This window comes from Bacillus mesophilus (assembly GCF_011008845.1).
Classification (GTDB): domain Bacteria; phylum Bacillota; class Bacilli; order Bacillales; family SA4; genus Bacillus_BS; species Bacillus_BS mesophilus.
Genome location: NZ_JAAIWM010000007.1, coordinates 1 through 12517, shown reverse-complemented (window position 1 = coordinate 12517; position 12517 = coordinate 1). Strand labels below are relative to the sequence as shown.

The window sequence follows — 12517 nt, the reverse complement described above, 5'->3', positions numbered from 1 at the left end:
AGGCTTTAAGGGGAGGATCAATATGGCTAGTCCAATTACAATTATAAAAAATGATAGTCTCTTAGCTGAGGCTCAGAGTATTCAAGGTGCAGCTAGAATACTTGCAGAGGAGCTTAATACAACTAACTACAAGTGCTATGATCCTATTGAAAGAGGATATGTATATGAGATTCCTTATTATTTTGGGAATGACGAATATCGTTTTTCAGCAAGTGTTGAAGTTGCTGCTCAACGTCGTAAAGAGCTTGAAGAAAGCGGACATAAGAATGCTCGTCGAGTATGGTTAATTCCAGCTAACCCTAATGAATATGACTTAGAAGGGGCATTTAGTCATTATGAAACACTAGATTGGAAACGATCTTACAACTATGAAAATGGCGATATCATATTTATTTATGTATCAGGTACTGTAAAAAAGGTCCGTTATAAAGTTGAAGTGATAGAAGGCTTAGTAGATGAGGATGTAGTTTATGATAAAGAATTCTGGAAGGATGATGAGAAGTACATTCAATCAAAAGAATGGGATTGGACGCGAATCCGTTTAGTAGATGGAGTTGAAACTGAAGATCTTTCTCTTGCTAAACTGCGAGAGCATGGTTTGAAAGGAAATATACAGGGAGCTATGAAGCTTACTGGTGATTTACGGGATTATATTATGGGATTCTTTACACAGGATCTGACTAAAGGATATTACCCAGATGAAGTACCTGAAACACTAGAGGAAGGCACAAGGAAGACAGTGACAGTAAATCTATATGAACGGAATCCTTTAGCGCGAAAAAAGTGTATTGAACATTATGGTGTTCAATGCCAAGTATGTGATATAGACTTCGAAAATGTTTATGGAGAAGTTGGAAGGGATTTTATTCATGTTCACCATATCCAGCCCCTTAATGAGATAGGACAAGGTTACTTGGTGGATCCCATAAAAGACCTAATCCCTGTTTGTCCGAACTGTCATGCCATGCTGCATCGGAAGGAAGATGGTATTAATTTATCTGTTCAGAAATTAAGAGAGCGGATATCGACAGAGGTTCCTTTAGTCTAAAGGTTGGAAGGTTACCTGGATATAGAGTCGGATTTTTAAGTAGTAGGTAAACGGAAAAAATTTAATTTGAAATCACAAAAAGATCCCCTCTTAGAAAAATATTAAACTGTTCCGTTTTGGGGTGCATATCATATAATTGACAATGAAAATAGCGTGCAAACTGACAAGAGTTTTGACACGCCATTTTCTGATTTATGGAGTTTTTTGTCCTGGAAATATAAAGGATCTTATGGTGCTAAAGCCCCCGTTAGCACAACAAGCTTAAATGAAATAATTGGTTTCTTTTATTGACATCACTTCAATTTCAGAACAATAAAAATGAATAGTATCTCCTTCATAGTCAATCACTTCATACCTTTTATTTTCCCAACCTTTATCCTTAATGTCCTCAATTTTTATTGATATTTGATGGTATGGACCACCACTTTCAAAACGAATATTTTCTGGATTGTGAAAGTGGAAATTAGCTAGAAACTTATTGCCGTCTTCAGCTTCAATAACAAAATCAATTTCAAGTAAGGATTTGTTTTCTTCAAATTCTTTGTAAAAAGAAACAGAAAAGCAAGTTATAAGCTTAATGTTTATTAGAGAAAAGTCTTGAATTTCTTTTATAATTAGTTCGACGTTTTTTATCATTTTCATCACCTTAATTTATTTCTTTGTTCAGGATTAGCACCCTATACTTTAAGTACATTTGTTCACAAACTTTATAATGAGTAGGTCAAACTATTAAATTTGTGATATTAAATAAACCATACTATTTGTTTTATCCTCAGTACCGAAAAAGTACAAATTATTACCTAGAAACAACTCATAATAATTTTCTTGGGAAGGGGCAGGCTCACCATTTAAATCTAATTTTATTTGTGGTGAAGCATCAGACAAAATTTCAAACTTATAATCCTCTAAAATTTGCATCAAGAAGAACATAGGATTTCCGTCATACATTGCTGGTGCCTCATTATCTAGTAACCAGTTCGGATTTCCACCCAACTTATCAGTATAAATGTCTAGGTCATTAGTTACCCTTAGTTTAATTGGTTTGTATTTGATCTTTTCCTGATATGTATCTTTTGTAACTGCTTCCCCCGTCCTAAAAACTAAAATTCTAAAATTTCTTTGGTAAACAGTTAAAAAACCCTTGGGAATATTAATTCCTTCTAATACTCCTTCTAACATTTCAGGTATCAGGTATTCTTTATGCACACAGGAAGTGCAAGCAAAAACAGCCATCGATAAATCTTCCCATTTATGATTATACGGAAATGATATTTGAAAGAAGAATGTCAATTGAGAACTGCATAGCTGGCATTCTGGGACAGCCTGTTCAAGAGGTAAATTTGGCTTACCACCAACGAAGGAAGGACAACTACTCTCTGTATCATTCTCTTCTATATCCAATGCATAGCAAACATCCATATCTGGACTCCTTTATTAATAAGTATGGTATTGAAAAAGGCTTAATGTTAAATGTAGAAAGAGTTTATTAAACTTTCCCGTTAGTAAAAATATGTATAGATATTAAATAACTTTATTTCTCCATAAAGGATTATCCATAGCTGTAAATGAATTAAACAATGACTCCAACTCGTCTCCATCATTGGATGAAATTATCATTTTAGGCTTTGAAATTATTGTCATATATAGAGCATTAGCTGGTTCTTCTATTATTTCTATAGATAGTTCCGATTTTAAAGACTCTTTTACATCCTCTATTTCTGGATAATCCTCAAGCATTTCACCTTTTAAGAACGGTAATGCCTTTACCATTTCAGCTATTTGACCATTCCCTGAGAACTTCAATAAGTCCTTCCAATTTGGGCAAGAAATCATCAAAGAAATGAATTCTCTAAAGTTACTTCCGACCTTCCCAGCCTGTCCCTCAGAGTTTATATAAATTATAGGCAGACTATTTTCAACACCATTTCCAACCATAGCAAATGTTCCACCTGAAGCATCCTGTGCAATTACTTTTGCAGTATCATCAACCTTAAAGAAATATGATTCTGTATTATAGCTAGGAACTGCCAGTAGCTCGAAATCAAAGTAGTCTGTTAGAACTTGTGTAATTTCGGGATCTTCATAAATTTTTTTATATAAGGGTTCCATAAAAATCTCCTTTACCAAATAGCTTGTTTGAACTATACTCTCCCATTAGTTAAGTAACTTAAAATAGGCATCTAACCTGCTTGGTCAATGCATTCATAAGAATAAATATTTTTATAATCCCGCAATAATGTCCTTTAAATGTGTAATATAAATTTTTGTCCCTGTAGTGATTAAAAGTAGTGGACCTCTGCAGCTAATATGATTTGCTTTTATAGGATTCTTAGTTTCATCTATTAGTTCTAAGTTAGATACTCTTTTCAACTTATTGTTCGGTATCTCTTGAAAGAGAATATATTTATCATGCTCACTATAGCCTCCCCGAAAAAAGAGATAGTCCTTATAAACAGTAAAACCATCAGATCCATCTACACCTGGAGTGATATATTCAATTTTCCCATTGTGATATTTGCCTAACTCAAAATCAGTATAAAAATAGAACCATACTTCCTCATCCGAAACAACATTAAGTGCATAACAATCACTAATAAATTGTTGTTCAATATTGGGGTATTTATATAACTCTTCCCCGTCACTATCCCATGCTCTTAAACCATACTGACCTATCGGATCTGTCCACCCATAGTTTCCAAATATTCCTTCATCAAAATAGGAAGTCCAAATTTTGTTCTCTTTGGTTACATACAGACTTTGGATTCCATCACCCAGCAGAAATTCTCTTAATAAGTTTCCTTCAGAGTCAAAAACCTTTGCATTATTATCAAAGGTGCCATTTTCATATAGGTTAGAACGAGCACAGACCAATAAAATATTCTCTCTTTCAATTGTTTGGATGAAATGATAGTTCCATCTTTGATTATTTAATATAATTTCTCTAATATTGCCTGTACTGATGATAATTGCTTTATAGTCGTGTCCTTCATTTGTTTTAGTAGGAGGAAACATACCTTCTTCTCTATTTGGTACTTTATTCACTGCAAGTACACATACTTCACCAAGTGGACCTATTGAAGTGTCAACTATTGTATAACCCCTTGTTAACTCCTCAAGATCATACGTTAGTTCTAATTGGTGCTGCTTATTGATTCTCTTAAACATCTCCCACCTCTTCTATAGACCTAAGCTTCTTTTTAAATTCGCTTATTCAAGTATTCTCACACGTTAGTAGAGTAACTTCTATAAAAATAAGCGTTAATCCTTCTTGGATCAACGCACCCATTAGTTTAAGTACATTTTTTCACAATCTTTCATAAAAGTGTTGCCGTACCCCCACTTAGGAGTCTTACACCTGTTAAGTCATAGCACTAACTATTGTATAGGTATTCAAAAAACTCAAAAAAACTACTAGTAGTAAAAAATGGTTCTTCTAAATCCATACCAAAAAAGTCCACTTCAACTAATAAAGGGTTTTCATTTCTAAAATCATAACCATATGCTGTATCACCACCGTCTGAACCAATTATTATTAAACCAGGTGCGAATTCCTCAACAGCATATCTTTCGTTACTTTCAATTAGCTCTTCGATCTTCCATAACCTTAAATAACTATCTTCACCAATAGTGCCTTCTCCACCGTTTGTTAATAACATAAAGTCCACGAAATCTTGAGGGAACTTCACCTTCAATTCTTTTTCAACTTCTTCTATTTCTTTTTGCGATATAGATCCATTAACGTTAAACTCATTAAACATATGTTTCTTTTTATCGAACATTCTTTTTCCTCCTCGATACTTATTGGTTCTATTCGAAAACTCGCATTCATCCGACAAACTCTATTAGTTCCTACTTAATATTGTATTTTAACATTCAGCGGATTTATCTAAATGCACCGTTACTTCAATAAATTCCACAAAATGAGCGTCAATCCCTTCTTGGATCAATGCCCCCGTTAATGCAATAACACTACATTCCTTCTAAAGCTGCATGCAAAGTATCTGCACCACTTACCATTACATAATTATCATCAGAAACATGTTCAGTTAGTCCCCAACCCTTATCGTAAGGGTCAAAAACAATAGCAAAACCCTCTTTTATATTTTTAAATTCTTGTAGTACAACCCACATATTTCGAGGTGTAGTTTCTAAATCATCAGGGTCAACGAATATTTCAAACGGTTCAACTAAGAATTGCCACATGTTTTCTGGTGTAATTCCATGATAATTCACGAAAGGACCTAATTGTTTTACTTCGTTTTCAACAATCTTCTTGATTTCATTTTTATCCACTTTAACACCCCTAATTTTAATATTGTGTGAGTTATTCTTATTGGATAAACCTGTTTATATATCGGTTACAAAGAAACTTATTTATCCTCTATAAATTGCTCTCAAGGTTTTTGAAATAAATGATATAATCTATCCAATACTAACATCCATATTTGGAGGCGAGAAAATGGATATTTTCGAGTATTTAGATGAACTACAAGTAGATTTAAGAAGAAAAAGTCTTAATGAAATTGAAGAGAAGTATTTTAATGTTTGTTCCGAGTTAGCAGGAGCTGATAGAGCCAATACAATTAAGCAATTAGATTTAAATGAATATGTAAATGATTTAAAATTGGGACTTAAACAATCTTTAAAAATTGCACAAGAACAAACAGCTCGAGCAATTTATTTCGAATATGATTTAGATAACAACTGGGACAGTGCATTTTTTATCTGTGATGAATATAACCGATTGGAAGACGAAGATGATGACTGGGCTAGTGATTGGTCGGAAGATTTTGAAGGTCCAAGTTTAGAGCAGTTTGCCAACATTTATGAACTAGATGGTTTTGATGGAGATAATGTAGCAATTGGCTCAACTATCTACTTAGTAGCTAGGACAGTTTCTGCATTCAAGACAGCCTACAAATCACTCTCTGATGAAAGTTCAATCGCAGTGTGCATAGCCTTTCACGACCAAGACCCTATCATTAGAATCAAAGAATAGTAAAAAAGAGCATTGACAGTCTGTTCTAAGTAGTTCAGATTTGAAGTAGAAAAGTGTAAAAAACAAATGAAATAACAAAGCAATTCACAGTATAATTAGCAAAAGAAAACGCAAGGATTTTATCTTCCTTGCGTTTTCTAAGTTTTATTTTTCAGTTCTAAGTTCTATTTTCATATCCCCTAATTTTTCAACTAATGTAATTGCTTTGCCGTATGGAAATTCATCAACTAAAATAAATGGAAGATTCTTAGACCCTTTTAATAAATTGGCTGCTGAAATATTCAATCCAAAAGCATTTTTAATCTTCAATAAGTCCTTCAATCCTCCATCGGGAGTATCTATCAAAACTACTTTACAATATTCAGACCAATTGATATTATCTTCTGCTTTATCTTTTTCAATTAAAAATCCACTTTTAATCCATTGGGTAATATCTGAAGTTACTATATCAGAATGTTCAATAGTCATATCTCCAGAATCAACTATTAAAACACTATTGTCTCCATCTCCTTGATACATAAGAAAAACTTTCCCACCACTATCATCGCCAATAGCAATATATCCTTGTGCATACACTTCTGTCTCCCAAGTTTCATTTCTCTCTACGATATCTTCAGTTCCATAAATTACTACACCTTCATCAGTGGACAATCCATTTGAAGTTTTGAGTAAATCTTTATAGGAATTGGGTAGTTTGGCATTCATTTCATTCTCGACTTTCAATATTTCAATATCATCTGCTGATGGCATTAATACTAAACCACTTATATTTGATAAGTCCATTTTCAAATCACCTTCTATACATATAACTGAATCGTTAGTTTAAATATACTTAATAATATATTCTAATTTAGAAGAGTCAAAATTACATTCACATTAGATAGATAATATTATTTTACATCTTATTTATAGCAATTTTAACAACTAAATTAGCTTTTTGATTAGCATATGTTTTAACAGATGGACAACAACTGGTGTCACGTTCCTAATTGCTATGTAAATTTCAATGCGAATTAGCATAACAATTGAATACAAACCTTGTTTTATAATGAAAAATTAAAAGTCCAATTCATTTGCGAATTGGACTAAAAAATATTGTGTTATTTCGATTTTTCTACCTTAAAACTGAACTACTTAAGTCTGTTCAATGCTCTTTTTTATGCGATTTAACGTGTTAATATCTTGCTGTTTTTATGGTAATTTAATATCAAAAAAACTACTTTCCCTCCGAAAAGAAAACCCATTAGCCGCAGCTGATAAATCCTTCTTACGTTAATGCCCTCGTTTGTTGAATAAGCAATTTAACTTTCATCTTCCCATATTCCGTATCTGCTTATAGCATTTATAACCAAATCCCAATTTTCTCTTTTACAGTTTTTCAGTAATTGATCAATTTTGGCTTCAATCCTTGATAGGCTATAATCGCTTGTGATTAAGTACCCTCTCCCAACTTCTATTTCCAGGGTATCCTTCGAGTTTTTTAAAAGTCTCTTTGGACTAATAACATGAAACGTAAACACTTCCGAACCTTCTTTATCCTCTTCTCCAATAAATACTTCTAAACAGACATAAAAATCATCGGGTTCTTCTCCCCACTCATCATACCGAATATGCGAGGACTGTAGGATTGGATTAATCATTTTTCCACCTGCTTGCTTTTGTTATTTAGTCGTATATTATCACGAGCTTCTTAAACTAACCTTACCTATACTTCAATAAGAAAATCTACTTTATGATGAATTGCTTGTTCTCTTTAAATGTAATTAAATCGTTGATTACTTGTTTATGAAAGGATGTCCAAAATTCATTAGTACCTTGAGGGATTTCATCTTGCTTAAAGAACTGTGCAGAGCTAGTTTCTTCTGTATTTTGCTTTAACGAACCAGTCCATTCCTCAATACAAAATAATAGTTCAAACAGTTGATACTCATCCCCAAATTTATTTTTGGTACTAAATTTAGGATTAGAATAAATAGCAATTGCCTTAGCTGAAAGTACCTCTAATCCGGTTTCTTCTTTTACCTCCCTGACTAAGCAATCATAAATTGTTTCATTTAATTCAATAGAACCAGCAGGCATACTCCATTTCCCTTCACCTAATCGTTCAATGAAAAGAATTTTCCCTTCGTTGTCTTCAATAATCGCTCTTATTGATGGCACAATTAACTTTTGGCTACCTACACTGGACCTAAGATTTCCTATATATGAATCTTCCCACTTCATTCAAACCCCTCACTCAGTTTCCTATCATATTAAAAGGTATAGTCTCAAATTTTTCAACTCAACTTCTCCGTTACTTCAATAAATTCCACAAAAAGAGCGTCAATCCCTTCTTGGATCAACGCACCCGTTAGCTTAACAACGATTATCTTACCCACTATGAATTTCAAAGCAGAAATATCCGAAAGGCAAATAGTCTTCTGTTAATTCCATTTCTGATTTTGCAATTTCCATCATTATGGGTAGAAGTTCTCTTAAACTCTCCTTATATTTTTCAAGAGCATTTTTAAATGACTCTACATCATTTTTTTGACATAAAGGATATAATATTGAACCCAACCTGAAATCGTTAAGTGTTCTTGGTGTATCTGGAACATCAAGACAATCTAAAATATGTTCCTCCTGCACGCTCTCGTCATACCAATCTCTACATTCTATGAAAAACATGTATTCTTCAAACTCAATTTGCCTATCCAATAGTTCATTTATATAAAATGGTGTAACTCTTATATAATCGGTGGTTGAATTGGAACTAATAATTTCCTCTAATATACCTTTTAAACCTGTAATTGTGGGATAATATCTATATTTTCCGTTATAGTAAGAAGTGTTATTGTAAACTATCTCGTTAATCTTCCCGCCTTTTTCCATTTACCCTCACCTGCTTTTCAGTCCAAATAACTGGAATATATTTTATTAATTCTTCTTGCACTAAACTTCCCTTTACTTCAACTAGATCATTTAATATCCTTTAACAGATTGAATAATACCAACTCCTGCTTTTATTAATGTTTCAACTGTACCGATTACTTTAACAATAAAAATATCGGTTTCCACATCTTTCTTAATTTCAATATCGCCTCTGTATGTATTTTCAATTGATTTTAAACTAACTTCTTTTATGTCAAAGAAGTCTAATTCAATAAAAACAGTTGAATATCCTCTTTCAAGCCACTTTTTTGGTGGATTATCTGGGAAAGTAGGTAAGTCAAAACCTATTGTTATCCTATTCCCTTCACGGGAAATTTCAATCTTTTCAATACGAAGGTTTTTCAGAGGAGGTACATTGGTGTATATCATTGAGATGAATTTATCATCACTGAAATAATCATTCCACATATTCTATTGCCCCCATATAATCCACTCAATTTGTTAATGCTATTTTACCATTCCTTTTCAGCTAAACTTCTCCGTTAGCACAAGAAGCGATTGCTCCTATTGAATAATCGCACCCGTTACTTGAATAGTCCCCAGTTAATAAATGTATCTTGATATTCCCATCTTTCTACACAAATTCCGAAACTAAAATTGGGCTCAATTATAATAAAATCCATACGTCCAATTGGATAACCAGTGAAATCTACTATCCATTCGACATTTTGAAGAGCGTCTTTAAGAGTAATACTTACAACACCTGTCTCCCTGTAATTTAGATGATACAATAAAACTTCACTTTCCATTATTGTTGGACATAACATAGACTTTATCTTACTTAATTGCTCTATTACTAAGTCTTTATTATGCTGAAACATAAACTCATCTTTTTCATCAATATCTCTGTCTATCTTGATAAACAATTTCTCCATCAGGTTAATGGAATAATCAACATCACAAAATGACTCAAATGTTAGGTTGATGTTTTTCTTATCAAAGTCATCTATTATCGATTTTCTTTTGTTTTTTATTTTAAGTAACCTTATCTTTTCTTTCCGACTTAATTCAGTCATTTTAATTCTCCTAATTTATTCTTTACAAGATTAATTTTATCATTTCCCTTATTAAACATTACTTACCCGTTACATTAATAAGAACATTGTGACAGAATGGCTAAACCTATAACTACTATTAAACCGTAAGTATTTTAGTGAGACAACCACCTTTAAGTAATGCTGATGGATCTCCTATAGCTGAACGGTTAACTGCATCAGAAAAATTCCCCATAGGATTTTTCTCAATCTCTTTTCTCCGCATTTTCTCTTGGTTATCTATGCCCACTCAATCCCCCCCTGAGTATATGCTGCTTTGATAAGTTATAAGGAAGTAACAGCCTAATAACTGTAGTGCCTTAATAGACCAACCTAAAACACTTGTTAGTCTTTTATTCAATAAATCTGGCAATAATTCCTCTATCAACCTAATGAAATTGGAGGAATGAATATGAATTTTTTTAAAGCCTGGGAAGGTTATGAAGCTGATAAGAAAATTGAAGGTTTTTCTAAACAAACATTAAAGGCATACCAACTTCAGACTAATCTCTTAGCACGACATTTTGGCGACGTTGAGATTAGCTCAGTAACAACGGAAGATCTTAAAGGATACTTGGCTGAACTGAGCAATACCCTACAACCCTCTAGTCTTGCCCATAGGATTCGGTCTATGAAATCACTCTTTCGTTGGGCACATGAAGAAGGACACATACCAAAAAATCCAGCATACAAAATAAAAGAGCCTAAGATTGGAAAACGTATTCCTAAATTTTTAACTGAAAGAGAAATAGAGCTACTACGTGAAGCATGTATAACACCGATGGAAAATGCATTGTTTGAATTTATGTTCTCAACAGGCTGTAGGATTGGAGAGATTGTTTCCCTGGAGAAAAATTGTATAAATTGGTCTAATCATTCTGCCATTGTTAGAGGTAAAGGCGATAAAGAAAGAGAGGTCTATTTTAATACACGCTGTGATATATGGTTGAAACGTTATGTAGAAAGTCGACAAGACAAGGATCCAGCCATTTTTGTTACGGAACGATTTCCTCATAAAATGAGCATTGCACAAATGAGGTACGTTATTAAACGAATTTCAAATCGTGCTGGAATCAATAAAGAAATACATCCCCACCAACTTAGACATAGCTATGCGACCCACATGCTGAATAACGGAGCTCCTCTTGAGGTTATTCAAAGTCTATTAGGCCATGAAAAAAGTGAAACCACTCGTATTTATGCTCAACTAAGTGGAAGACTCAGAAAAGAATTTTATCAAAAATACTTCTAGATAAAAATTAAGAGCGACGCTTATTTGTGTTGCTCTCTAAATCTCGTAACCTGTTACTTAACACCTTGTTCTATTTTATTAGATTTTTATTTGCAAGAAGAAGGAAAAATGTCACATTATGTCGAATCCCCTTTTATTACGCTAAAAAAAGGTGACATTGATGAATACATTAGGAGAGAAATTAAGACTGCTTAGGATGATCAAAAACATTACCCAAGCTCAATTGGCAAAAGAACTTGGAATAGGGGTCAATAGTGTCAATCGGTACGAGAATAATGTTAGGACACCTAAGGAGAAGGTCCTCAAGAAGCTTTCTGAATATTATGGGGTATCGATTGATGATTTTAGGTAGGTAAGTCACTACAACTCCTTGTTATTTCTCCTATTTTTGCCTCATTGATACACACGACAAAATATGACAAATTTATGTAATATTCGTCATGATACTGTCTTACTCCACGTCAGGTTGTATAATTAATTTTATTAAAATAATCTTAGAGGTGAAAACATGCCTTTATTACACCCTAATAAAACTTTCGAACTCAAAAACATGGAACAATACCTTGAATTATGTACCCTCATTGAAGAGCAATTAGAAATGGTCTGCTCTGAAAAGACAAGAGCTTCTACAAAATTCATCATAAATGAAGCGTTAGATAATGCTCTAGAACATGGGGAATTCCCGATAAAAATAGAGTTCTCTAATCATTTAGATAAAAAAGAATTGCTAATTAGAGTTGTAGATAGTGGTAACGGCTTCTTAGGTGTACAAAAAATGGAATTAATACGAAAAAAAGGTACTGATTTCTTATTGAATGAAGCACTTTTAAATACCCGTGGCAGAGGAATTCTTATGATGGCAACTATGGCTAAAGCTATTTCCTATAACAATAAGGGTAATGAGTTGTTACTTGTGATCGCTAATTAGTGCTCAATCATGAAAGAGGGGTAAATCGAATAGCAGCTTTTCAAGATTAAAAGGGATTATAAGTAAAACCTTTGTGCTATTTTTCACTTCACTTTTTTCTATCGATTAAAACAAAGGCTTATTATACTATACTTCCCTTTAGCACAATAAGCGACTGCCTTTGTTAAGCAATCTCCCTCTTTAGTTAATTAAGATCCCGAAACTTTTGTTTATCCTCCTATATAATATCCTTGTTCTCCAGCATCAATTTGCCAAGATTCATACATTGTGCTATCCCTTAACACATCTAACCATATGTCGTTTTCAAACTGAATAAACAAGTCCT

18 protein-coding genes are annotated in these 12517 nt (G+C 33.1%); 5 read left to right on the top strand and 13 right to left on the bottom strand.

The genetic code is table 11. The annotated features are described in order from the left end of the window. The first annotated feature begins 22 nt into the window (after nt 1-22). Complete coding sequence (locus G4D63_RS16965; protein WP_163180921.1) at nt 23-1048, top strand: HNH endonuclease; 1026 nt, start codon at nt 23-25, stop codon at nt 1046-1048. 261 nt (nt 1049-1309) lie between these two features. Here the strand turns inward: G4D63_RS16965 and G4D63_RS16960 are convergent, their stop codons facing one another. The 6 genes from G4D63_RS16960 to G4D63_RS16935 all read right to left on the bottom strand — a co-directional run bounded on the left by G4D63_RS16960 (nt 1310) and on the right by G4D63_RS16935 (nt 5341). Continuing rightward, the gene (locus tag G4D63_RS16960) at nt 1310-1684 is read right to left on the bottom strand and encodes a hypothetical protein (RefSeq protein ID WP_163180919.1); all 375 of its coding nucleotides are present in this window, start codon (nt 1682-1684) and stop codon (nt 1310-1312) included. Between the two features lie 93 nt (nt 1685-1777). Next, complete coding sequence (locus tag G4D63_RS16955; RefSeq protein WP_163180917.1) at nt 1778-2467, bottom strand: hypothetical protein; 690 nt, start codon at nt 2465-2467, stop codon at nt 1778-1780. Between the two features lie 102 nt (nt 2468-2569). Beyond that, nucleotides 2570-3157, bottom strand: a complete 588-nt coding sequence (locus G4D63_RS16950) for a hypothetical protein (protein ID WP_163180915.1) — start codon at nt 3155-3157, stop codon at nt 2570-2572. A gap of 111 nt (nt 3158-3268) precedes the next feature. Beyond that, a complete protein-coding gene (locus G4D63_RS16945; RefSeq protein WP_163180913.1) occupies nt 3269-4213 on the bottom strand; it encodes a hypothetical protein in 945 nt (314 codons plus the stop codon). Nucleotides 4214-4419: 206 nt separating this feature from the next. Further along, on the bottom strand, nt 4420-4827 hold the full coding sequence (locus G4D63_RS16940; protein WP_163180911.1) for an SMI1/KNR4 family protein: 408 nt from the start codon (nt 4825-4827) through the stop codon (nt 4420-4422). Between the two features lie 190 nt (nt 4828-5017). Further along, complete coding sequence (locus tag G4D63_RS16935; protein ID WP_163180909.1) at nt 5018-5341, bottom strand: hypothetical protein; 324 nt, start codon at nt 5339-5341, stop codon at nt 5018-5020. A 166-nt stretch (nt 5342-5507) separates the two neighbouring features. Between G4D63_RS16935 and G4D63_RS16930 the strand changes: the two genes are divergently transcribed. After that, nucleotides 5508-6047: a hypothetical protein gene (locus tag G4D63_RS16930; protein ID WP_163180907.1), complete on the top strand. Its 540-nt coding sequence runs from the start codon at nt 5508-5510 to the stop codon at nt 6045-6047. Nucleotides 6048-6191: 144 nt separating this feature from the next. Here the strand turns inward: G4D63_RS16930 and G4D63_RS16925 are convergent, their stop codons facing one another. The 7 genes from G4D63_RS16925 to G4D63_RS22305 all read right to left on the bottom strand — a co-directional run bounded on the left by G4D63_RS16925 (nt 6192) and on the right by G4D63_RS22305 (nt 10262). Further along, on the bottom strand, nt 6192-6830 hold the full coding sequence (locus tag G4D63_RS16925; protein ID WP_163180905.1) for an SMI1/KNR4 family protein: 639 nt from the start codon (nt 6828-6830) through the stop codon (nt 6192-6194). Nucleotides 6831-7348: 518 nt separating this feature from the next. Beyond that, entirely contained in the window at nt 7349-7687 is a 339-nt protein-coding gene (locus tag G4D63_RS16920; RefSeq protein WP_163180903.1) for an Imm8 family immunity protein, read from the bottom strand. A gap of 85 nt (nt 7688-7772) precedes the next feature. After that, nucleotides 7773-8270, bottom strand: coding sequence for an NUDIX domain-containing protein (locus tag G4D63_RS16915; protein WP_163180901.1), 498 nt, complete (start codon nt 8268-8270; stop codon nt 7773-7775). A gap of 147 nt (nt 8271-8417) precedes the next feature. After that, nucleotides 8418-8918 (bottom strand): hypothetical protein, encoded by a 501-nt coding sequence (locus G4D63_RS16910; RefSeq protein ID WP_163180899.1) that lies wholly within the window; start codon nt 8916-8918, stop codon nt 8418-8420. 90 nt (nt 8919-9008) lie between these two features. After that, nucleotides 9009-9386 (bottom strand): Imm50 family immunity protein, encoded by a 378-nt coding sequence (locus G4D63_RS16905; protein ID WP_163180897.1) that lies wholly within the window; start codon nt 9384-9386, stop codon nt 9009-9011. A gap of 116 nt (nt 9387-9502) precedes the next feature. Beyond that, nucleotides 9503-9994 carry a YxiF family protein gene (locus G4D63_RS16900; protein ID WP_163180894.1) on the bottom strand — a complete coding sequence of 164 codons (492 nt, stop codon included), beginning with the start codon at nt 9992-9994 and terminating at the stop codon, nt 9503-9505. 118 nt (nt 9995-10112) lie between these two features. Further along, nucleotides 10113-10262 (bottom strand): DUF6366 family protein, encoded by a 150-nt coding sequence (locus tag G4D63_RS22305; protein ID WP_163180887.1) that lies wholly within the window; start codon nt 10260-10262, stop codon nt 10113-10115. 162 nt (nt 10263-10424) lie between these two features. Here G4D63_RS22305 and G4D63_RS16890 point away from each other — a divergent pair, with 162 nt between their 5' ends. From G4D63_RS16890 to G4D63_RS16880, 3 genes are all read left to right on the top strand, one after another. Continuing rightward, nucleotides 10425-11264, top strand: a complete 840-nt coding sequence (locus G4D63_RS16890) for a tyrosine-type recombinase/integrase (protein ID WP_163180892.1) — start codon at nt 10425-10427, stop codon at nt 11262-11264. 160 nt (nt 11265-11424) lie between these two features. Next, the gene (locus tag G4D63_RS16885; protein WP_163180890.1) at nt 11425-11616 is read left to right on the top strand and encodes a helix-turn-helix domain-containing protein; all 192 of its coding nucleotides are present in this window, start codon (nt 11425-11427) and stop codon (nt 11614-11616) included. Between the two features lie 156 nt (nt 11617-11772). Beyond that, the gene (locus tag G4D63_RS16880; protein ID WP_163180888.1) at nt 11773-12192 is read left to right on the top strand and encodes an ATP-binding protein; all 420 of its coding nucleotides are present in this window, start codon (nt 11773-11775) and stop codon (nt 12190-12192) included. The last annotated feature ends 325 nt before the right edge of the window (nt 12193-12517 follow it).

What these genes read in the sequence shown, in the direction of transcription:
- G4D63_RS16910 (WP_163180899.1), bottom strand. Translation starts at nt 8,918, where the DNA reads ATGGAAAAAGGCGGGAAGATTAACGAGATAGTTTACAATAACACTTCT.
- G4D63_RS16925 (WP_163180905.1), bottom strand. Translation starts at nt 6,830, where the DNA reads ATGGACTTATCAAATATAAGTGGTTTAGTATTAATGCCATCAGCAGAT.
- G4D63_RS16905 (WP_163180897.1), bottom strand. Translation starts at nt 9,386, where the DNA reads ATGTGGAATGATTATTTCAGTGATGATAAATTCATCTCAATGATATAC.
- G4D63_RS16955 (WP_163180917.1), bottom strand. Translation starts at nt 2,467, where the DNA reads ATGGATGTTTGCTATGCATTGGATATAGAAGAGAATGATACAGAGAGT.
- G4D63_RS16960 (WP_163180919.1), bottom strand. Translation starts at nt 1,684, where the DNA reads ATGATAAAAAACGTCGAACTAATTATAAAAGAAATTCAAGACTTTTCT.
- G4D63_RS16880 (WP_163180888.1), top strand. Translation starts at nt 11,773, where the DNA reads ATGCCTTTATTACACCCTAATAAAACTTTCGAACTCAAAAACATGGAA.
- G4D63_RS16945 (WP_163180913.1), bottom strand. Translation starts at nt 4,213, where the DNA reads ATGTTTAAGAGAATCAATAAGCAGCACCAATTAGAACTAACGTATGAT.
- G4D63_RS16890 (WP_163180892.1), top strand. Translation starts at nt 10,425, where the DNA reads ATGAATTTTTTTAAAGCCTGGGAAGGTTATGAAGCTGATAAGAAAATT.
- G4D63_RS16950 (WP_163180915.1), bottom strand. Translation starts at nt 3,157, where the DNA reads ATGGAACCCTTATATAAAAAAATTTATGAAGATCCCGAAATTACACAA.
- G4D63_RS16915 (WP_163180901.1), bottom strand. Translation starts at nt 8,270, where the DNA reads ATGAAGTGGGAAGATTCATATATAGGAAATCTTAGGTCCAGTGTAGGT.
- G4D63_RS16965 (WP_163180921.1), top strand. Translation starts at nt 23, where the DNA reads ATGGCTAGTCCAATTACAATTATAAAAAATGATAGTCTCTTAGCTGAG.
- G4D63_RS16900 (WP_163180894.1), bottom strand. Translation starts at nt 9,994, where the DNA reads ATGACTGAATTAAGTCGGAAAGAAAAGATAAGGTTACTTAAAATAAAA.
- G4D63_RS16885 (WP_163180890.1), top strand. Translation starts at nt 11,425, where the DNA reads ATGAATACATTAGGAGAGAAATTAAGACTGCTTAGGATGATCAAAAAC.
- G4D63_RS16940 (WP_163180911.1), bottom strand. Translation starts at nt 4,827, where the DNA reads ATGTTCGATAAAAAGAAACATATGTTTAATGAGTTTAACGTTAATGGA.
- G4D63_RS16920 (WP_163180903.1), bottom strand. Translation starts at nt 7,687, where the DNA reads ATGATTAATCCAATCCTACAGTCCTCGCATATTCGGTATGATGAGTGG.
- G4D63_RS16930 (WP_163180907.1), top strand. Translation starts at nt 5,508, where the DNA reads ATGGATATTTTCGAGTATTTAGATGAACTACAAGTAGATTTAAGAAGA.